This is a genomic window from Photobacterium satsumensis, assembly GCF_050336935.1.
Lineage (GTDB): Bacteria > Pseudomonadota > Gammaproteobacteria > Enterobacterales > Vibrionaceae > Photobacterium > Photobacterium satsumensis.
On sequence record NZ_JAKJSK010000006.1, the window covers coordinates 70,083 to 91,365 of the forward strand.

Genomic DNA, 21,283 nt, shown 5'->3' on the forward strand with positions numbered 1-21,283 from the left:
GGCTGAATTTTGTAATAACCATTATTTTTCAATGGTTAAAGGTCTTTAATCGGATATGCCAAATTGGCTATTATCGTCTCGTTAGAGCAAGTCCTTAATTAAAAAGCGATTTCACGGCCTTTTGTAATGTTAATAGCCAGCCGGCTTTCGGTTTGATTTTGAGAGCCTGATCAACCCCAATGTAATAGGATTGCATGAATTGCTGTCGGAGTGCTTCAGCGTGCTGGCTGCTGCTTGTGGCAAGCTGATGGCTGACTTCTGTGGCATGGTCATTGGCATAGCTAAAATCAATACCATTAAAACCCTGACACAGGAACCAAATCATTCCTATGGCCTTCACTTCCACTTCATTCATTGTGTGGAACTTCTGTGCATGCTCTTCTCCAACATGTTGCTGAAATAGCGCATCCATTTCTGAGATTTTGCTCTGGGTCGCTTGAAACTCATCTAATATTTGCTGGAAAGATTGAGTCAATAATCCAAGTGCAAGATCTTGCTGAGGTTTTTCTGCTTTCTGTTGGCAAACGCTAAGGAAAAATTCAGAGCGAAAATCGATGAATCCGGTAGCAAACTCACGTTCGGTGTCACTAAATGGAAGTTGCTCAAAGCCAAATTCATTCAATAGGTGTTTTAATGGTTTCATACTGCACTATAGGTAAACATAAGCTTTAGCCAGTATACGAAAATTAGAGCTAACTTTCTAAATCATTCACTTAGACTATATAACTAAGTGACTTGTGTATGTAAACACGACGTCCTAATCACTCAGGGGGAAAAGTTATGTCAGGCTTTTATGGGCTTTCTGCCAGCAAGATCAACGGTGATGTTGTTGATATGAGCGAGTTTGAAGGGAAGGTGGTACTGGTGGTGAATACTGCAAGTGAGTGTGGCTTTACGCCTCAGTATAAAGGCTTGCAGACGCTATTTGATAAGTATCAGGATACAGGGCTCGTTATTCTTGGTTTTCCTTGTAACCAGTTTGGCGGCCAAGAGCCGGGTGAGAACAATGAAATAGAACAAGTGTGCCAGCTAAACTACGGTGTTAGCTTTCCGATGTTTGAAAAAGTGGATGTTAATGGGCCAGATAGCCACGAAGTGTTCAAATACCTGACAAGTGCGCTGCCGGGCTTGATGGGTAAGAAGATCAAATGGAATTTTACCAAGTTCCTGATTGGCCGTGATGGCAAGCCAGTGAAGCGTTTTGCCCCTACCAAAACCCCAGAGGCGATTGAAAAAGATATCGTCCGCGCGTTGGGCCTATAGCGACTTAATGAGACTTAGCCCACGTGAGAGAATGCGTGGGCTCTACTTACAACAACTGAATTAGAGAATTATTTATAAGTGTAGAATAGAAGTCAGTTTTTCTGTTCATAATTTTTTGTATGTTTCTATATTATTATTAAATAGAGATGTAAAAAAATGTATCATATTAATAATACGCAATAGTTGATTTTCTTATTTAATGCTTTAAAAAATATTAAATAAATGATATTCAAAGCAGTATATCGCACCATTAATATGAGTCTGAGTTATATTACCCACAATAAAATCACATTGATGTCACATTTTTAAAAAGTGAGCGTTCGGTTTTATATTGATTTCAATTTGATACCATATTGTTTTTATAGTGTTTTTTGTTGTTATTTGTGGTTGTGTGATAAATATCACTGTATGTAAATGTGTGATCTATATCTATTTGTGCCATGTGTTGTTTTGTTAAGTTCTTACTAGAAAAAATATTATATTAAAGTAAATACATTTAAAACGTGAACAAGGATTTAGATATGAAGTATTCTATATCGGCTTTACTTACTGCAGCCGTTATGTCTTTTACCTCACTGAATGTTGCTGCAAGTGATATTACAATGACTTACGCAACACCGACTCATAATAATACTCATTGGGCGAAAACAATTAATTTGTTTTCTGATTACGCATCTGAATATACTGATGAAAAATTCGATGTCAGTGTTAGCTGGGGCGGCGCAATGGGCAACGATGTCCAGTTGATCCAAAAAACACAATTAGGAAGCCAGGTGCAAGCCGCCGTAACTTCTGGTGCCGTTATCAGTTCAACGGTACCGGCATTCCGAGTGTTAGATATTCCGTTTTTGGTTGAAGACGCAGATTCATTACGCGCTTTATTCTACCCGGAAGGCCGCTTAGAAGGTCCTGTTGTAGATGCGTTGCAGAAAAATATGCATAAAAAGAATCTCCACCTGCTAAGTGTTTTCCCAACCGAATTCCGCGGTATCATGAGCTCCAATGCCGCTATACGCTCTCCAAAAGATGTTAATGGCTTGAAAATCCGTGTTACTCCAAGTGCAGTAGAGCGTGAAATCATGCGTAGCTTGGGTGCCGGTCCAACCACTATGGCCGTTTCTGAAGTATTTACTGCTATGCAAACGGGGACAGTTGATGGTCTCGCCATTCCACCAATTACTTCTACAGCGTTCGCGTTGGGTGAAGTGGCCGGTAATTTCACTATGCTAGATTTCCAAAATCATGGTAGCTATACCGTTGTCAATAAGCGATTCTGGGAAAGCCTTCCAGACGAAGTACGCGAGAACGTTCAGCGCGCAACGGACCAATCTATTATTGATACATTGGATATCTACGAAACTGAATTCAAGACTGCAATTGAAACACTCACAAGCCAAGGTGTTGATATCTATTATCCAACTCGTGAAGAAAAAGACGAATTTAAAGACATCATTCTTGAAAAGGCAACCAAGGTTGCGCTTGAGCGTCTAGACGCGGATGAAATTGCTTTCTACGAAGCGATTCAAGCAGTCCTTAACTAATAACAAAATTTAGCCCCCCTAAACTAGGGGGGTAAATAGGTTATCTATGTTACTAAATAAATTAAAAATTATTACTGATAGATTCGAAGAGTTTTTATGCAGTGTGATGCTTGGTTATATAGCGGTCACATTGAATATTGAGGTATTTAATCGTTACGTACTTAACTCTCCATCTGCATATACCGATGAAATATCGCGCACACTTATGATCTTCATTGTGTTCATTGGTATTCCTTGGGCAGTAAAAACTGAACGGCATATTATCATCGATCTGCTACCAAAAGATTCAAAATACTTATTGAGATTAATATTGGAAATTGTATCTAAAGTACTGTTTAGCATTCTATGCGTATTACTTGTGTATGCTTCTTATTTAGCAATTGAATTCCATCATATGTTAGGTAGTACAACAGAGGGGCTTGAATTACCACTTTGGTTATTGCTTTGTGTCATCCCAGGAAGTGCTTTATTAACCATAGTTCGTCTAGTGCAGAGTATTCTGAAGTCAATAAATTCATATAAAGTAAATGTTTCTCAACAAAAAACTATAGAGGGCGAGAAATATGGCGTCATATGAGGCTGCATTACTGATTCTACTATTTTTTGTAATGGTGTTTATACATGTTCCGATCATGGCAAGCTTGGGGCTGGTAATATTCCTCGCGTTTATTATGACTGGCACCCATATGATCGATATTGTGATGGACTCTTATTACGCCCTCGATAGCTTTCCTATGCTTGCCGTGCCTATGTTCGTCCTTGCCGGGAGTTTGATGGCAACCGGGGGGGTTGCACAACGGATCCTCAATTTGGCTGAAGAGTTTGTTGGCCATATGTACGGTGGTCTTGCGATCGTGACAATTTTTGCATCTCTGTTATTTGGAGGCCTATCGGGGTCAGCACCTGCAACCGTTGCAGCGGTTGGTGCAATCACCATTCCTGCAATGGTGAAGCAAGGTTATAGCAAGGGCTTTGCAGCTGGCGTAGCGGCTTGTGCGGGTGTAATTGCGATTATCATCCCTCCATCAAACCCAATGATCATTTATTCTCTTTCTCAGCCTGGCACTTCAGTTTCAACTATGTTTATCGCTGGCATCATACCCGGATTAGTTTTTGCTCTAAGTATGGCGATCCCTGCGTATGTGATTTCAAAGAAAAATAACTGGGGTGGAAAAAAAGCGAAGGGAACCTTGCAAAGTCGTTGGAATGCTTTGAAGGAAGCTAAGTGGGCAATCTTAACTCCTGTAATTATCTTAGGGGGGATTTATTCCGGTGTATTTACACCAACAGAGTCAGCCGCAGTTGCTTGTTTATATGCCTATATTATTGGTGCCTTTGTTCATAAAGAATTAGCCATTAAAGACACCTATAAAGTTCTATCTAATGCGGCTATCGTGACAGTTATAGCAATGGTGTTGATTCCATTTGCGGTAACATTATGTAAATTACTAACTTATTACCACATACCAGAACTACTCACAGATGTGATGTCCAGCTCCGTGTCTGGTAAAGCTGCAACCCTGTTGATGATTATTGCACTATTGGTGTTCCTTGGCTGCTTCATGGATACCCTTGCGTCAATCATTATTTTGACACCTCTTCTATACCCATTAGCTAACGAGTTTGGTATGGATCAATATCAGTTTGGCATCATGCTCATTATGGGTCTTGGTCTCGGCTTTATTACACCACCGCTGGGGGGCAATTTATTTATCGCTAATCAGATCAGTAACACTTCTATTCAAAAAGTATTTACTGGTTCGATGCCCATGCTAATCGGTATGGTAATTGGTGTCATCATCATTGCTTTTTTCCCAATTCTCAGCTCTTTCTTAATCTAATAATGGTACAAACATGTATAATCAATATTTCGATAAAGTAATTTCTATTCTCAATAAAATTAAAGAATCTCAATGTGATGAGATCAAACAAGCATCAAATACACTTGCCAATACCGTAGAGAAAGGCGGGATTATTCATATCTTTGGGACTGGGCATACCCAAGCGCAGGTCATGGAGATTTTTTATCGGGCTGGGGGCTTGGTACCAGTTAATGCAATATTTACTCCTGCTTTTTCTGTTTATCCTTGTGCTCCGTTAAGCACATTTGCTGAGCGGCAAGAAGGCTTTGCGAAGGTAATTCTGGATGCTGAAACTATCAGCGAAAATGATTGCTTAATTATAGTATCAACGGCGGGCCGTAACGCCGTTCCAATTGATATGGCCATAGAAGCTAAAAAACGGGGTATGACAGTAATTGGTCTGGTTAGCCGTAAGTTCTGTAATGAGGTTTCATCTCGCCATAGTAGTGGTTATAAGTTCACAGATGTACTTGATATTGTAGTGGATGATCATAGTGAAGTTGGCGATGCGGTAATGACTATCGAAGGGTTTGAAAGCAAAGTTGGTGCTACGTCTTCAATTGCTTCTTGCACCATACTGCAGAGCATGGTTACGGAATGTGTGAATACGCTGGTAAATAAAGGTATTAATCCACCAGTTTGGACGAGTTCAAACGTTGATGGTGGGGATGAAATAAATCAACGCTATCTTCAGGAATACAAATCAAAAGTACGGTGCCTATAACAACGGTCAGATTGCCTAGGAGTACGAAAAATGCAATATGCTAAAAGCTTGGTTAACGAACACTGGTGGGATTTCACCTGTCTTGATCAAGATTTGTTAGAACGAGCCGCCAACTTAAGCGAACAAGAAGTACTGCGACTGGCTAATGATAACTTGCGAATTAATATCTATGATGATTTGGACGAGATGTTTTTATCTCAAGCCATGGAATATATTTCGACTTGGAAACAAGCTTCTGTAGATGCTCCAACTGGAATATGTGGTCCAGTTGGACCAACACGGCAGATGCCCATTGTTGCAAAACTGATCAATGAGCTTAACCTCGATTTGCGCCACTGCCATTTTTGGGGAATGGATGAGTGGTGTGTTGATGGTAAAACGATCGATCCTGCCCACCTTTTGAGTTTTACTGGCGCAAATCATCGTTTATGGATTGATAAAATTCGGCCTGAACTTCGGATTCCAGCCGAACATCTGCATTTTCCGACGCTAGATAATTTGGACACATTCAGTGAGTCGTTTAATACATTTGACTGTAAAGTGATGCAGGGTGGCTTGGGACACACTCTACATTGGGCTTTTAATGAGCCTCTAGCTCGTGACTCTGAAACGCCCATGAGCGCAGAAGCTTATCGCCAGTTAAAAGCGCGGACTGTTGACCTGCACCCGATCTCAACAATTCAGAACGCAACTGGTATTGCTGGGCGTTACTTGAATGGTATGCCTACCTCTGCAGTAACAGTGGGGCCGGCAGAAACGTTTCAGTGTGACAAAGTGTCAATATGGTACCCTGGTAACAACCAGAATCCTTTTGGACTTAAGTTGGCACTGCTGATGTTATCAGAAGGAATCCAGTCCAGTCTTGCGCCGATTTCAGTTCTCGCTGAGCATCCCAACGTAGTATTTAACATTTATCGACCAAGCCTGATGGCTTGCGATTTGGTGATTAAGTGATTTAGCTAAGAACAACTTATAGCTACATAAGGTTTATTAATGGATTATAAATACAAAGCATTTGAAACTCCTGGCATGGTTGATCTTCAGGTCAATGGTTATGCCGGATTAGACTTTAACGCAGGTGATTTTACCGCTCAGCAGCTAGAGTCGGCGCTGATTAAAATGCTAATGGATGGAGTAAGCTTTTGCTTGCCAACAATCATTACAGATACTTTTGAAACAATGCGTTATCGTTTAAAAGTCCTTGATGATGCTATTCAGGGCTCAGAATTAGCCAAAAAGATGGTTCTCGGTATTCATTTAGAAGGGCCTTTTATTAGTGCGCAGGACGGTTATCGTGGATGCCACCCATTGTCAGGTATTCAAGAGCCGACTATTGAGAATTATCAAGGCTTGATCGAAGGGCTAAAAACGCCGGTTGCAATGGTAACATTGGCGCCAGAAACTGATCGTGATTTAGTGTTATCAAAGTACCTTACCAGCCTTGGCGTATGTGTTTCTATCGGCCATAGTGCCGTTGATCGCCATGCACTTGTCAACGCGACAAAATCTGGGGTTACTTGCGCTACTCACCTGAACAATGGCCTGACTCCTACCCTAGATAAGAATGAGAACCCATTGTTTTCTATCCTATCGAATGATGCTATTCACGCTGGGATTATTGCTGACAGCATTCATATACTGCCACATATTATGACCATAATATGGCGTACCAAGGGGATTGATAAATTATTTCTTGTTACCGATGGCACAGCCGGTTCTTCTGCACAACCAGGCAATTACACACTTGGAAGTGTTGATATTCGTCTTGATGTAGATGGGCAAGTGAAAATGCTTGAGGAGGACAGATTGGCTGGCTCAGGTGTAACCATGCGTCAAATGATGTCACATATGGTGAATTGGTTTGAATTGTCACCATCACAATTGGTTCAAGTCGGACGCGAAAATGCGCTCACTATGCTTGATAAAAGATTTGTCGATGGTGCTGCATTGAGCAAAATCGACTGGGCTTGGATTGACGGTGAGTTTATCGTGACTGCTGCTGAAATTGATGGGCAGGAATATAAACCCTCCTAAAAACAAAATATATAAAAAACCAAGTTATAAGTGTCTTCAGCCAATTTAGCGATTTGACAGAGACCTGCTAAACGGTGCCGTATTAAGAATGGGCATCAGAAATATAGAGTTCGGTTAGTGCAAGCAGCTTAGTCAACTGTGGAAGAGGATGCCATGCATCCTCTTTTTTCTAACCTGAAACTTCATGATAAAGCGTGTAATAAATATCGAGGCTTTGAGGCTGCCTGAATTGTACAAGCTGTTCTACCGTTAACTGTTTTACTTTTAAGTGATAATCCCCATAAATATCAATCAACTCCTCAATCGCTTTATAGCGACCGCTCTTCTGTTTTTGCTCAGTCAGGTAGTGCTTTAAGAATTCCAATTGAACAGATGAATCATTAAAACTGCCCAATTTATCCTGCAATATCTTGAGTTGGGCAATCTGCTGTTTGGTCTCTTTAACCGATAGAATCGGAGTGAAGAATTCAAGTAAATAACGGAATTTTTTACAGTCGATCCGTAGCTGGTGGATGATAGCATCATCGCTATTGGCATCAATGTTATGGCACTGGCTTTCTATCTGTTTGAATTGATGCCATAAAAAATTATGTGCCGTGGTTTTGCACTCTAGCTGTCCCTCGGCGGTGGGTTTTTCCCGCATGTTATCAAGCTGAGTAAGCACCTGCTTGCAAGTAGACTTGTACTCTCCGGACTTAAGCCATCCCTTAAGGTATTTCAGTGATTTCCTACGCTGGGATTGAATATCGTCAAAGAAGCGGGTCAACCCTTTGTGATGTTGATGCTCGAGTAGTGAAAAATACTGCTCCATATTAAGCAAGAAGACATCTAGGTCACGCATTAAATTGGTATGTTGCATGAGCTGCCTTAAGCACTCTTTCAATATCTCTTTTTCCTGTCGGTGGAATAAGGGTTTGAGTTGGCTGATCAGCGCACGGCTTCTTCTCAATGCTACTCTGTATTGATGAATAAATTCTTCGTGATCATCGCGGATGATGCCCGGCTCGTGTCTTCTAGCGTGTTCAAACTCGTTAACAAGAAAATGGTATGTAGGTAGGTAAATTTCTACTTCGGGTGAGAGTTGTACCGCTGATTTTTTTCGTTTTGGTAGCTTGAGCTGGTCCCGCTTTGTCACTGTCATATCATTTTCTCCTCCTTCATTAACTGTAGTGTGGAATTTTCTTTTTTGGTGATGAGAAAAGGAAAATCTCACTGACAAATAAGAAGAAAAAACAATTTATGACGGTTAGCTCATGACTCATAAAAGCTGAGTGTTTGAAATTGGCAATGAGAGTTTACGTCTACGCTTTACAATTTTATAACATGGTTTGCGGCACGAATTTCTCATCCTATAACGGAACTGCTAATTCTTTAGATAAGGTCATACGACCATGTTGATTTATGGCAGAAAAAAGGATGATGAAGATGATTGATAACCCACTAGGGACGGACGGCTTTGAGTTTGTGGAATATACCGCCCCAACGCCTGAAGGGATCGCAAACCTCAAACAACTCTTTCACGATATGGGGTTTGCTGAAGTCGCCAAGCATAAGCACAAATCGGTTTGGTTATACCGCCAAGGTGATGTCAATTTTATCATCAACGGAGAGTTACATTCTCAGGCGGCAGGCTTTGCCGGAGTACATGGCGCCAGTGTGAATGCCATGGCGTTTAGGGTAGCAGATTCCGTTCAAGCAATGGCGTATGCCGTTGAAAAAGGCGCAACAGCTTGTCCTCCTCAAGCGGGACCGATGGAGCTCAATATCCCTGCAATCTACGGTATTGGTGAGTCCTTGATTTATTTGGTCGACCGATACGGTGATAGCAATATCTACGATATCGACTTCGATTTTTATCCCGATTATCAAGACCGCATGCAAGAGTGCGATGCTGGACTGCTCGTGATTGATCACCTTACCCATAATGTGAAACAGGGAAACATGGATTTATGGGCGAGCTTTTATGAGCGGATTGCTAATTTTAGGGAAATTAGACACTTCGATATCAAAGGTAAAATGACAGGTTTGCTTTCCCGTGCCATGACAGCACCTTGTGGCAAAATCCGGATCCCGATCAATGAGTCGCGTGATGATAAATCGCAAATAGCGGAGTACCTTAATCAATATAATGGAGAAGGGATCCAGCATATAGCCATGAGCACTGATGACATATTTGGGACGGTATCAAAGTTGAAGGCGGGTGGTTTGGGCTTCATGAATACACCCGATACCTATTATGAAGGGATCAATAAGCGCGTGCCAGGCCATCATGAAGATGTTGCTAAACTCAGTGAGTTAAAGATCCTGATCGATGGTGATGAGACAGGTATATTGCTACAAATCTTTACCGATACGGTTATAGGGCCGGTATTTTTTGAAATTATTCAGCGCAAGGGTAATGAAGGTTTTGGCGAAGGTAACTTCCAGGCGCTATTTGAGTCTATCGAATTAGATCAAATCCGCCGCGGGGTGTTGATTCAAGACGATGAAAGTTAATAAATAACGCCTCTGATTACTAGATTGAGAAATCAGAGGCGCTGTTCTTTTACTCTGGTAGCTTGTGGGCAATTCCGGCATGACAATCAATACAAGTTAGGCCACGTGACTCCATAGTTTGGTGACGTCGGGCCGCGTTGCGTGATTGATTTTCAAAATCCATTTGTGTTACGTCATGGCAATAGCGGCACTGTTTTGAGTCATTTTCCTTGAATTCATGAGTCACCTTCTCGGCTAGCCGAGGGCGGTGTTCAGACTCAAAATTATCCAGATTAATCTTTCCCGTTATCATGTGAATGATATCCACACTCGCACCAATTTTGAGTGCCATTTTCGGAAAAAACTCTTGGGGAACGTGACAGTCACTGCAGGTAGCCGCAACGACGCCTTTGGTGTTGGTAAAGTGTGGTGAGGCTTCATACTCTTCCACAATAGTATCCATACCGACATGGCAACCATAACAAAAGTTATTGTTGTTGGTGTATGTCATTCCATAATGAAAGCCGCCCAGTGCGATGGCACCTAGGATAAAAGCCAGAAAACCACCGACAGGAATGCCCAGCAACCATTTTTTGCCTGGCTTACTCCATAAGCTTTTTTTTTGTTGAGGGTTACTCAAGGTGATTCTCTCTATTATTGGTAGCTAGCGTAGTATTCGACCACGGCTTTGATATCGTCATCGCTCATCGCTTTGATAGCATCAACCATGCTTTTATCAGCATCACGCTGGCCATTTTTGTATTCCATCATACTGGCCAGTAGGTAACCTTTTTTCTGTCCTGCAAGAATTGATGCTTCATCAAATGGATCACTACCTCCGTCTGCGTGGCAGCGAGCACAACTCTTGTCATGAAGTACTTTACCTGCGGCAGCTAGATCGGCATCGAATGGCTGTTGTGCGCGGACAAAAGGTAATTCAGCATAATGCGCAGCTAGATCTTCAATTTGATCTTCGCTAAGTGACTCAACGATACTTAGCATATCCCCCGTTTTGCTTGTATCCCCTAGAACATAGTTAACCGTTTTAGCGGGCCTTCCATCTAAGTATTGAAACATCTGATCACTCAAGTTCCACTCTGGAATACCAGCAATCGTTGGGATATCTGTCTGTGTACTGACTCCGTCAGTACCGTGGCAAGACTCACAGCTTTGTAGCAACTCATCAGAGATGGCATTGGCATTAAATGCCATGAAAGTTGAAGTTAGAGCAATGAACACAGCTGTTTTTTTTATTTTTTTACAAGACGACATACAAGCAAACTCCGCAGCAACAATTATTTTCAAAATTATTATATTCTAATAGAAAAAGTGTGGTTATGATAAATTGTAAATAATCATTAAGGGTTAGTTTGCTTTCGGTTTTATATTTGTGCGAGCCGTTTTGTGCTAATGGTTTATTTGTTTTATATGTTTTGAATTAATATCAACAAATAACTTTACAGATTTATGAAATGCGATGTTAGCTCTAAGTTATTGATATGTAAGATATATTGTAAATGGTTGTTTGTCTGGTTTTGATGCTAACTTATTGTTTATTAATGAGTTAGTGTGTTGCACGTGAAAAGTGTACTTTTGGGTTGAAAGTCACTTATTGCGTGCTTGACATGTAATTTTCAAGCTGGTAAAGAGAGGTTTAAAATTAGAATGATTACTTAAAAAATAAAAATGTTCATAGGTGCTGATTAATATTTTAAAAAAATGTGGTGAATGAGGAAAAGATCTTTTTTCGGACTAGATATTAGAATGTTTCATCTACAAGGTATGTATGGATGATCAATGATACATTTTGCATATAGGTATTTGTTTATTTATTTGGGTGGTTTATTGTTGGTCGTGGATATGCGTATTGTTGAATCGAAGTTTCGATCAGCGTCTTGTTGTGGATAGTTCATCGTGCGTCGTTATTGAGGTCGAATCATTGCTACTGGATATAGATATTAGTGCCAATTTAGTCCAATAAGAATAAGTCCTCATCAAGGAAAAAAAGATGAAGATATTAAAAGCAATGTGGATTGTGTTGCTATGTAGCTTGCTTGCTGCATGTAATACAGATAAAAAAGATCAAAATACGCCGCCACCGATACAAGGTGACTTCACGGTCAATGTCAGTACGCCAAAGCTGGAACTGGCAGAAACCGGTGAAACTAAATTGGTCGTCGACTTTACTGTCTATGACGGGTTTGGCCAGCCGTACCAGGTGGACTTGAACAAAGATTTCAGAATTGCGGTGATGAAGGCGATGCCTGAGCGCAGTGCTGGCGAACGAGACGGCAACAGCTACTGGAAAAGCTTCCATCATTCCAGCAGTTCAAATAGTAAAGCTAGCATGGAAAGGGTCACGGATGGGGTTCTGACAGAGAAAGGTGATGGATATTCATACACTTTCGCCATTCCAGACATCCTGAAAGTGGTCGATCCGCATATATCTGACTCAGTTGACAACAATGGCTTCATTGCCTGGGATGCCGATAAACTGCACCGCATAGTGATGGCCTACGGCGAGCAGGGCTACGGCTTTACCCATGTCCATGAATGGGTGCCTGACCCATCTGCCGCGGTGGAAACGGTATCGAGAAATATTATCGAGTACGAAAATTGTGAAAGCTGCCACATGGGTGAACCTCTCTATCACTCATCGGGGTATCGCGCGATTGATAACAATTTCGCGGTGTGTGCAGCCTGCCACAACGACAGTAACCCGGGTGCAGCACCTAGCCGTCGCCCGCTGTCGGCGATTGTGCACCAGAAACACGGTAATATTTTCCAAGTTGGTAGCGATAAAGAGCCGGTAGTTGATGAAGACGGTAACCCTGTGGTTGTTGGCAGCCCGTTTCCTCAGGATGCCCGCAACTGTACCACCTGTCACAATGAGGTGTCTGAGAAAACACCGGATGCTAACAACTGGTTCGAACACCCGAGCCAGCAGACCTGTGAAACCTGCCACTTGTTCCGTGACTCTACAGCAGAGGGTAGTCAGGCCGGTAGCTCTGCCCACCCGGGTAAGTTGGGTACTGACTGGAATAGGCCAACATGTACAGGGTGCCACAAACCGTATGAAGACGATGGTTCCGATGCGGCGCGCAGTGCCCGAAGTGTCCACTTGGGACGTATTGACAATCTAGCGATAGCCCGTGATCTCGTCGATGTTTCTATCGAAGAAGCAAGCTACTCTGAGTCCACCTACCGTGTACGTGCCCGCGTTATGCTTGATGGCAACGGTATCGAAACGATGTCGGAGCTGACGCCATTTATCAAGACCGGCAAGGCTTACTTGCTGATCAACTGGGATAATGGTCAGGGAGCGGAAATCGGCTATTCATCACCACTTAACTTCTCTGCCGCGAACACCATTGATTTGGCCAGTGATGCTTGTCTGGCAGAAGGTAATGGTTGGTTTAGCTGTAGCAAAACCTTCGGTGACGATGACAAGCAGCCTGAGCCACACTCTGTCCTGACCGTTTCGGTAGCTGAGATGCCACTGTGTGCGGATCGCCGTAGTGGTGAGCTGATGGAATGTGCGATGTTTACTGATTTTGAAAACATCAACAACCGCGGTCTGATTGCGGCGAATACCACGACGGCTTCATTTGACCAAAGTGGCTTTAGCGACAACCACCAGTTTACTATCGGTGCTGAAAAAGAGCTGTGTTCGAGCTGTCACGAAGGCTTCACCATCCACCTAGAGAACCACGCTGCGACAGAGTTGTACCAATGTGCAAGCTGTCACAATGCGGAGCGTACCTCTTGGTATGACGGGATCCCTGGTGATCTGAAATACCATGTTCACTCGTTCCACGCCTTTGGTTCGAAACGTGAAGGTGGTTCCGATTACCCTGGAGCCCTGAACAACTGTGAGTCTTGCCACACCGCAGAGCAGTATAACCTCCCGAATCAACAGAATGCGCGGCCTTCGGTGATCAATGTTGAGGGTGAAGCGAAATACTTCAGTCCTGCATTGGTTACCTGTGGTAGCTGTCACTTAGAGTCGGCGTTGGGCAGTGTTAATACGAGCAGCCCTGCAGATGGCGATAAGGCCATTAGTCATATGCTGCGTCATGGTGCGGTGTTTGCGGCTGAAACTGCAGAAGAGGCATCCGGAATGGAGCAATGTGCATCGTGTCATGCCGTTGGCCAGGAAGCGGGTGTTGACCGTGTTCATAACATCTATGACTACCGTTAGGTGAGCTTATCCGGGGGCATACCCCCGGATAACTGTTGGAAAATAGGAAACTATAATGAATACAACAATTCAGCGGTGGCTCGTAGCGGTGATGCTCGCGTTGGTGGGCATGGTTGCTTCGGTGCATGCCGCAGATGTTGATCCTCGTGAAGAGATCGAGGCTGTGTTGGATCAAAAGTTCAGTGATGGCAAATATTCCCGCCAGGGGGCTGATGGCTGTATGCGTTGTCATGACGATCAGTCTGAAAAGCCTGCTACGGGGATTTTTGACAACATTCACGGAATGGCTGCCAACAAGCATGGACCGATGAGTGACAGGCAATGTGAAGCTTGTCATGGGCCAGCAGAAAACCATCCTCGAAATCCGCGTCGGGGTCAGATGCGCGAGCCGATGATCACCTTCGGTCCTGATTCGCCGGTGTCACCGGAGAAGCAGAACAGTGTGTGTCTGTCGTGTCATACCGATTCAAGCCGTTCGGCTTGGCACAGTAGCGAGCATGCATTTGAAGATCTATCTTGTTCGAGCTGTCATAAGGTTCACCAGAAAGATGATCCGATGATGACGCCGAAACTGCAGGCGGAAACTTGTACGTCCTGTCACTCGAAGACAAAATCGGATCTACACAAGCGCACCAGTCACCCGATCCTAAACGGTGATATGCAATGCTCAAGCTGCCACGATCCACACCAGACGGTGAACGAGTACAGCCTTAACTTCTCGTCTATCAATGAAACCTGCTATGACTGCCATGCTGAAAAGCGTGGGCCATTCTTGTGGGAACATGAACCGGTGACAGAAGATTGTACGTTGTGCCACAACCCACATGGTTCTATTAACAGCGGGATGCTGGACAAGCGCCTTCCTCAGCTTTGTCAGGATTGTCACAAAGTGCCTCATGCCAATGTTGATATTCCAGAGAATGATCTGCGAGTTCGGGGCGGTAGCTGTATGAACTGTCATAACCAAGTTCATGGCTCCAACCATCCTCGTGGAAGCGCATTGAGATACTAAGGAGAGTGTCATGAAATTATCTCCATTATGGCTATCTATCACAGCGGCATTGGCTCTTCCGGCATTAGCGGAGGGAGACTATGCACTGCAAAATGCTGGGGAAGTTGATACCAGCCGTTGGCGTTGCAGCGGGTGCAGTAGTGATGGTCAGTGGACAGGAACGGTCGGTTTTGGTGCTGGTTACAGTAACAACGGTGATTCCACTCGATTTAACAATTGGGTACCAGCGGATACCGGCGAGGGAATGGTCGGCAGTTTCAATGCTGATCTTGAACGGCATGATGATGATGGCTTTTATCAAAAGGTAAAAGTTGAGGATCTTGGGTTTGATCGCTTTCTTTTAGAGGGTGAGATTGGTCACTACGATGGACTTCGGGTACGCGGTAGCTACAGTGAAACACCGTATTACTGGAATAACTCAAGCCTGAGTACTTACAGCGGCACCAATAACGTTCAGACATCGGGTGACTTGAAAGCATTCGATAAGTCAGTGACTCGTAAGAAACTCGATCTTGGAGTGAAATATACACCGCATACCCCTTGGCGTCCTCACGCCGATATGACATTTGAGAAAAAAGAAGGGACGAAGTCCTTCTATACCTCAGCAGTCCCTGGCGTGGGCAGTGTACCGGGATATATTCAAAAGCCTATTGAGCATGAGACATTGAATGCCAGTGCTGGCGTGAGTTATTTGGAAGAACGCTGGATGGTGGATTTCGCCTACCGTACCTCGATCTTTAGGAATGACTATACGGCTTTGTATTACGGGCCGAGTGGTGATCCTTACATGAACCAGTTTTCGCTTGAGCCGGATAATGAGTTCCATCAGCTTGCATTGTCAGGCAATTACCGGTGGGACCGGCAGAGTCTAACTAGTCGTGTTATGTGGTCACAATCGACATCTGATGGTGGTCTGGATGCATTTCCTGATGTCCATAACAGAAAGAGCAAGTTCAAAGGGCATGTGAATACGTGGCAGGTCGATGCAAATTATCTCAACCGTTTGAGCCGTAAAACAAGTCTGAAAGTGACGGCAGATTATCGTGATCGTGATGATCGCTCTGATCTGGATGCGTTAATTGGGGTTACTCGGAAAGAGTATGATCGTACCCAGAGTCGGCTTGGTACCGCTGTCGATCATCGTTTCAGCCGATCATTGCGTATGAGTGCGGGTTATAACTACCGTTATGACAAGCGTGAATATGCTGATCGGGAAAGGACAGAAAATCATACGTTGTACCTGAGTGCGCGTTATCGTCCTGATGCTGATTGGAATGCGGGAGCTAAGCTTTCTTATCAAACTCGGGATGGCTCAGATTGGCATAACTCCAACAGTAGCGATGTGAATCTTCGCCAGTATTATCTGGCTGATCGAGATCGTATCGAACTTCGCGGTGATGCTAATTATGATGTTACCGATAATGTTCAGCTAACGGCCGAGGCATGGTATGCCGACGAACAATACCCAACACCTGATGTTGGGGTGAGTGAGGGGCAGGATTACGGTTATGATCTTGGCATTAACTTCTACTTGGAGAATGATACAACAGGTTATGCCTATTATAACCAGCAGTCGATTCGTTCTGAGCAGCAGCATGCCAATAGCAACTCGCCTGATTGGGGTCGCTACTCAACCTCCATTGAGGATGACATCAATACCGTTGGCATTGGCCTGAGTCGTGATAATTTGCTCTCTAAGAAGCTGGATATCGCGCTAGATTACAGTTACCACTATGGCAGAGGAAGAACGGATACAACAGGATCCGGTTACCGCTACCCGAATAACAGCTCCAAAGGGCACCGTGTTGAACTGAAAGGCGATTATCGTCTTGATGAGAATCAGACCATTCGCGTGGATATGCGATACGAGAACTTCTCTGAAGATGACTATTTGTTTAATGGTGAAACGGCCAATATGGGGGATGTTAATCAGAAATACGATGGTTATTTTGGGTTTGTAACCTGGGAATACCGTTACTGATAGCAAGTATAACCATATAAGTAAGACAAAAGACTGGCTAATGCCGGTCTTTTTTTTGCTATAAGCCTGCGTTTCAATGCCGAAAAAAATGGCTTACAACTGAAAGTGGGTTACAAAACGTAATAATGGAACGGGTGACATATCATGCCGGGCTATTATTCGCTTACAGTATGTGATCTTGATCACCATGAAGATCTTGGGAGTTGAGTTAAATTGATATAAATGTGATCTATGTCACCAAGTGATTAATGGTTGCACGATATGTATTTGTGATCTTGATCTTTTATTTTTTGTTGACAATTTGCCGCTAATTAATTTGTAGCAAAGTTTCATTACGGTTTTGTAATATAGATCACAGGGAAAATGGTTTTGAGGAATGTTTCGGGGAGGTGGCTCACAAAAAACCCGTCATCAGATCGGTTTGAAATTTCTGTGTTAGATTAATTGGGTACTAAGCAATTGGACGGTTTTGGCGAACCGTATCTAACACAAAATCTATAACTGAACATCAGACGGGGAATCGATATGATATCACCAGATGCAAAGATCAAGATACAAAATTTTGGTCGCTTCTTATCAAACATGGTGATGCCTAATATTGGCGCATTCATCGCGTGGGGCTTCATTACTGCACTTTTCATCCCAACAGGTTGGTTTCCGAATGAAGAACTAGCTAAGTTGGTTGGTCCAATGATCACTTACTTGTTGCCGCTACTTATTGGTTATACCGGTGGTAAATTGGTAGGTGGTGAGCGCGGCGCCGTTGTGGGTGCCATCACTACCATCGGTGTGATTGTCGGTACCGATATCCCGATGTTCATGGGCGCCATGATGGTTGGTCCATTAGGCGGCTGGGCAATCAAGCGTTTCGACCGCTGGGTTGATGGCAAGGTGAAGAGTGGCTTTGAGATGTTGGTAAACAACTTCTCTGCCGGTATCGTTGGTATGCTATGTGCCATCCTTGCTTTCTACATGATTGGTCCATTCGTTAAGGTATTATCATCAGCCTTGGCTGGTGGGGTAAACATGCTGGTGAGCGCAGGTCTGCTTCCTCTGACGTCAATTTTTGTCGAGCCAGCGAAAATCCTGTTCCTCAACAATGCGATTAACCACGGTATCTTCTCCCCGCTAGGTATCCAGCAAGCGAATGAAGTTGGCCAGTCTATCTTCTTCCTGATTGAAGCAAACCCAGGTCCTGGTCTAGGTATCTTGCTGGCATACATGGTGTTTGGCCGCGGGACGGCAAAACAAACCGCCGGTGGTGCATCTATCATTCACTTCTTCGGTGGTATCCACGAAATTTACTTCCCGTACATTCTGATGAACCCACGTCTTATCCTTGCGGTTATTGCTGGCGGTATGGCAGGTGTGTTCACCCTGACAATCTTTGATGCAGGTATTGTATCTCCGGCTTCACCAGGTTCGATTTTCGCAATCTTGCTGATGACTCCTAAAGCGTCATTTGTCGGGGTAATCCTTTCTGTTATCGCTGCAACATCCGTGTCTTTCTGTGTCGCTGCACTGCTGATGAAAACCCAGAAAGTGACAGATGAAGAAGGTGACGATCTCGCTGAAGCAACCAGCAAGATGAAAGGCCTGAAAGCTTCTTCAAAAGATGCGTCAAAAGGTTCTCCTGCAACAGTACTTGCTCAGTCGGAATTCAACCTAGCCAATGTGCGCAACATCATCGTTGCTTGTGATGCCGGTATGGGCTCCAGTGCGATGGGTGCCAGCCTACTTCGTAAGAAAGTTCAGGAAGCTGGCCTAAATATCAGTGTGACCAACTGTGCTATCAATAGCTTGCCGCAAGAGGTGGATATCGTGATTACTCATAAAGATTTGACAGAGCGTGCACGTAAGCATGCTGCTAATGCCCAACACCTTTCACTAACTAACTTCCTTGATAGCCAGGTGTATAACGACCTCATCACAAGCATTGTCGCTGCGAGCAGCCCAAATGCGGCTAATGATGGTGAGATGGTAAAGGCCTCTCCAATTGCAGCCAACGATGACAGCTTTGAGGAGCAGTCTGCACCGGTGTTCCAGATTCAAGCTGAAAATATCCACCTTGGCCTGAAGGCGAATAACAAAGAAGATGCTATCCGTTACGCTGGTGAGCAGCTTGTTAAACTGGGCTACGCACAAGAAGAATATGTCGACGCCATGTTCGAGCGTGAAAAGTTGGTTCCGACCTACCTTGGTGAATCTATCGCGGTACCGCACGGTACGGTCGAAGCTAAAGACAAGGTAATGAAAACCGGTATCATTATTTGCCAATACCAAGAGGGCGTACAGTTTACAGAGGATGAGGACGATGTAGCGAAACTGGTCATCGGTATCGCGGCCAAGAACGATGAACACATTCAGGTAATTACTACCATCACCAATGCACTTGATGATCCAGATGCGATTGAGCGCTTGACCACGACCAGTGATGTCAACGAGGTGCTAGAAATCCTAGCCGGCGAGAAAGCCGCTTAATCAGCATTAGTCATTGAGTCACACCGAGGCCGGTGTTCCCCCTCCGGCCTCACCCCTTATCTCTTTATGAGATAACAAGTTTTAGGTAGGAATTATTATGAAAGCAGTACACTTTGGTGCAGGTAACATTGGTCGTGGTTTTATCGGTAAATTGCTGGCAGACGCTAACGTAGCCGTCACCTTCGCAGATGTAGATGAGCCATTGGTCGATCAACTTAGCCATGACCAGTCATACAAAGTAAAAGTGGTAGGTAGTAAGTGTAAAATCGATACTGTTAGTCATGTCACAGCGGTTAATTCTGCTAGCCAGGATGTGATTGACCAAATCATCCACACTGACATGGTGACCACTGCGGTCGGCCCTAACGTATTGGATATCATTGCAAAAACCATTGCCACAGGCCTGACGCATCGTTTTGAGTCTGGCAATAGCAATGCTCTTAACATTATTGCTTGTGAAAACATGGTGCGCGGTACGACTCATCTTAAAGAAGAGGTATACAAGCACCTTAACAGCACTTACCACGCAAAGGCGGATGAGCTAGTTGGTTTTGTCGATTCAGCGGTTGACCGCATCGTGCCACCTTCGGAAGCGGCAAATGATGATCCATTGGAAGTGACAGTAGAAAGCTTCAGCGAGTGGATTGTCGACAAGCAGCAGTTCAAAGGGGATATTCCTGCAATTGAAGGGATGGAGACGACGGACAACCTGATGGCCTTTGTCGAGCGTAAGCTATTTACCTTAAACACTGGCCACATTGTGACGGCTTACCTTGGTGCCCTGAAGGGTCACGAGACTATTCGTGATGCGATTGAAGACCAAGAAATTTATGATCAAGTGAAAGCAGCCATGCAGGAAAGCGGTGAAGTGCTGATCCGTCGTTATGGTTTTGATTGTGAACTGCACAATGCTTACATTGAGAAGATCCTTGGTCGTTTTGCTAACCCATACCTACGTGACGAAATCGACCGGGTTGGCCGTCAGCCAATCCGTAAGCTGGGTGCGAATGACCGTCTGATCAAGCCATTGCTGGGTACCATGGAATACGGTGTTGATAATAGTACTTTGCTAAAAGGTATTGCCGCTGCATTTAAATACACCAACGATACGGATCCACAGGCAATCGAGCTGCAAACGTCGTTGAAAGAAATCGGTCTGCGTCAGACGTTGGCGAAATACACCGGCCTTGATGCTGAAGGTGACGAGGCCAAACAAATTGAAGCGCTGTTCCTGTCGCTTTAAGTCACACTAAACCAAGGAGGCGCCATTGCGTCTCCTTTTTTCTTGTGGTGACTATCTGTATAGATGTGCAATCTCGATGTAGGTAGTGAGGCAGAGTCATGAACCTGATGAAAAATAAATTCAGTATTAACGATATGGTTAGTATCAATCACGGGATGATTGATCCTGACTTCGGGCAAGAGATTTCAGGCTGGATTGGGACTATCGAGCATTGCCGCCTTGTAGAGGGTAGTGGCTATATATACATTGTACGTTGGAGTGACGAAACACTGAAAGAGAATAGCGTGTTGAGGGTGTCCTGCGAAGAGCTAGGTTTAGACTTTGAAACCATGCAATTATTTGAAAGTGAACTTTCCCTCCATTCATCAGCACGGGGTAAACATTTTATTAAGCAGTGCTTAAGCCTTCCTAGGCGCGAGCGGGCTTCTTCATATGCGGGTTTTGCATTATGTTAATTGAAAATTTG

At 44.0% G+C, this 21,283-nt stretch carries 18 protein-coding genes; 14 read left to right on the forward strand and 4 right to left on the reverse strand.

What is annotated here, in order from left to right:
- Nucleotides 1-94 precede the first annotated feature (94 nt).
- Nucleotides 95-622, reverse strand: coding sequence for a hypothetical protein (locus L4D79_RS00475; RefSeq protein WP_428645887.1), 528 nt, complete (start codon nucleotides 620-622; stop codon nucleotides 95-97).
- 158 nt (nucleotides 623-780) lie between these two features.
- On the opposite strand from L4D79_RS00475, the gene L4D79_RS00480 reads away from it, so the two are divergent.
- The 7 genes from L4D79_RS00480 (at nucleotide 781) to L4D79_RS00510 (ending at nucleotide 7,424) form a co-directional block, all read left to right on the forward strand.
- Nucleotides 781-1,263, forward strand: a complete 483-nt coding sequence (locus tag L4D79_RS00480) for a glutathione peroxidase (RefSeq protein WP_428645890.1) — start codon at nucleotides 781-783, stop codon at nucleotides 1,261-1,263.
- A 521-nt stretch (nucleotides 1,264-1,784) separates the two neighbouring features.
- On the forward strand, nucleotides 1,785-2,804 hold the full coding sequence (locus tag L4D79_RS00485) for a TRAP transporter substrate-binding protein (protein WP_428645892.1): 1,020 nt from the start codon (nucleotides 1,785-1,787) through the stop codon (nucleotides 2,802-2,804).
- A 46-nt stretch (nucleotides 2,805-2,850) separates the two neighbouring features.
- On the forward strand, nucleotides 2,851-3,381 hold the full coding sequence (locus L4D79_RS00490) for a TRAP transporter small permease (RefSeq protein WP_428645895.1): 531 nt from the start codon (nucleotides 2,851-2,853) through the stop codon (nucleotides 3,379-3,381).
- Entirely contained in the window at nucleotides 3,368-4,645 is a 1,278-nt protein-coding gene (locus L4D79_RS00495) for a TRAP transporter large permease (RefSeq protein WP_428645898.1), read from the forward strand. Before L4D79_RS00490 ends, L4D79_RS00495 begins: the two co-directional genes overlap by 14 nt.
- A gap of 13 nt (nucleotides 4,646-4,658) precedes the next feature.
- Nucleotides 4,659-5,390, forward strand: coding sequence for a sugar isomerase domain-containing protein (locus tag L4D79_RS00500; RefSeq protein WP_428645901.1), 732 nt, complete (start codon nucleotides 4,659-4,661; stop codon nucleotides 5,388-5,390).
- 30 nt (nucleotides 5,391-5,420) lie between these two features.
- A complete protein-coding gene (locus L4D79_RS00505; protein WP_428645904.1) occupies nucleotides 5,421-6,344 on the forward strand; it encodes a 6-phosphogluconolactonase in 924 nt (307 codons plus the stop codon).
- 39 nt (nucleotides 6,345-6,383) lie between these two features.
- On the forward strand, nucleotides 6,384-7,424 hold the full coding sequence (locus L4D79_RS00510; RefSeq protein ID WP_428645907.1) for a hypothetical protein: 1,041 nt from the start codon (nucleotides 6,384-6,386) through the stop codon (nucleotides 7,422-7,424).
- 169 nt (nucleotides 7,425-7,593) lie between these two features.
- Here L4D79_RS00510 and L4D79_RS00515 read toward each other — a convergent pair whose 3' ends face one another.
- Nucleotides 7,594-8,565, reverse strand: coding sequence for a CHAD domain-containing protein (locus L4D79_RS00515; RefSeq protein ID WP_428645910.1), 972 nt, complete (start codon nucleotides 8,563-8,565; stop codon nucleotides 7,594-7,596).
- Nucleotides 8,566-8,843: 278 nt separating this feature from the next.
- On the opposite strand from L4D79_RS00515, the gene hppD reads away from it, so the two are divergent.
- Nucleotides 8,844-9,920, forward strand: a complete 1,077-nt coding sequence (gene hppD, locus L4D79_RS00520) for a 4-hydroxyphenylpyruvate dioxygenase (RefSeq protein ID WP_428651668.1) — start codon at nucleotides 8,844-8,846, stop codon at nucleotides 9,918-9,920.
- Nucleotides 9,921-9,969: 49 nt separating this feature from the next.
- Here hppD and L4D79_RS00525 read toward each other — a convergent pair whose 3' ends face one another.
- Both L4D79_RS00525 and L4D79_RS00530 read right to left on the reverse strand, forming a co-directional pair.
- Nucleotides 9,970-10,539, reverse strand: a complete 570-nt coding sequence (locus L4D79_RS00525; RefSeq protein WP_428645912.1) for a NapC/NirT family cytochrome c — start codon at nucleotides 10,537-10,539, stop codon at nucleotides 9,970-9,972.
- A gap of 14 nt (nucleotides 10,540-10,553) precedes the next feature.
- A complete protein-coding gene (locus L4D79_RS00530) occupies nucleotides 10,554-11,171 on the reverse strand; it encodes a c-type cytochrome (protein ID WP_428645914.1) in 618 nt (205 codons plus the stop codon).
- Between the two features lie 736 nt (nucleotides 11,172-11,907).
- On the opposite strand from L4D79_RS00530, the gene L4D79_RS00535 reads away from it, so the two are divergent.
- The 6 genes from L4D79_RS00535 to L4D79_RS00560 all read left to right on the forward strand — a co-directional run bounded on the left by L4D79_RS00535 (nucleotide 11,908) and on the right by L4D79_RS00560 (nucleotide 21,272).
- On the forward strand, nucleotides 11,908-14,100 hold the full coding sequence (locus tag L4D79_RS00535) for an OmcA/MtrC family decaheme c-type cytochrome (RefSeq protein ID WP_428645917.1): 2,193 nt from the start codon (nucleotides 11,908-11,910) through the stop codon (nucleotides 14,098-14,100).
- Between the two features lie 55 nt (nucleotides 14,101-14,155).
- Entirely contained in the window at nucleotides 14,156-15,112 is a 957-nt protein-coding gene (locus L4D79_RS00540; protein ID WP_428645920.1) for a DmsE family decaheme c-type cytochrome, read from the forward strand.
- A gap of 10 nt (nucleotides 15,113-15,122) precedes the next feature.
- The gene (locus L4D79_RS00545; protein ID WP_428645923.1) at nucleotides 15,123-17,093 is read left to right on the forward strand and encodes an MtrB/PioB family decaheme-associated outer membrane protein; all 1,971 of its coding nucleotides are present in this window, start codon (nucleotides 15,123-15,125) and stop codon (nucleotides 17,091-17,093) included.
- A gap of 525 nt (nucleotides 17,094-17,618) precedes the next feature.
- Nucleotides 17,619-19,574, forward strand: coding sequence for a PTS mannitol transporter subunit IICBA (locus L4D79_RS00550; protein WP_428645925.1), 1,956 nt, complete (start codon nucleotides 17,619-17,621; stop codon nucleotides 19,572-19,574).
- A gap of 97 nt (nucleotides 19,575-19,671) precedes the next feature.
- A complete protein-coding gene (locus L4D79_RS00555) occupies nucleotides 19,672-20,817 on the forward strand; it encodes a mannitol-1-phosphate 5-dehydrogenase (RefSeq protein ID WP_428645927.1) in 1,146 nt (381 codons plus the stop codon).
- 98 nt (nucleotides 20,818-20,915) lie between these two features.
- Nucleotides 20,916-21,272 carry a hypothetical protein gene (locus L4D79_RS00560; RefSeq protein ID WP_428645930.1) on the forward strand — a complete coding sequence of 119 codons (357 nt, stop codon included), beginning with the start codon at nucleotides 20,916-20,918 and terminating at the stop codon, nucleotides 21,270-21,272.
- Nucleotides 21,273-21,283 lie beyond the last annotated feature (11 nt).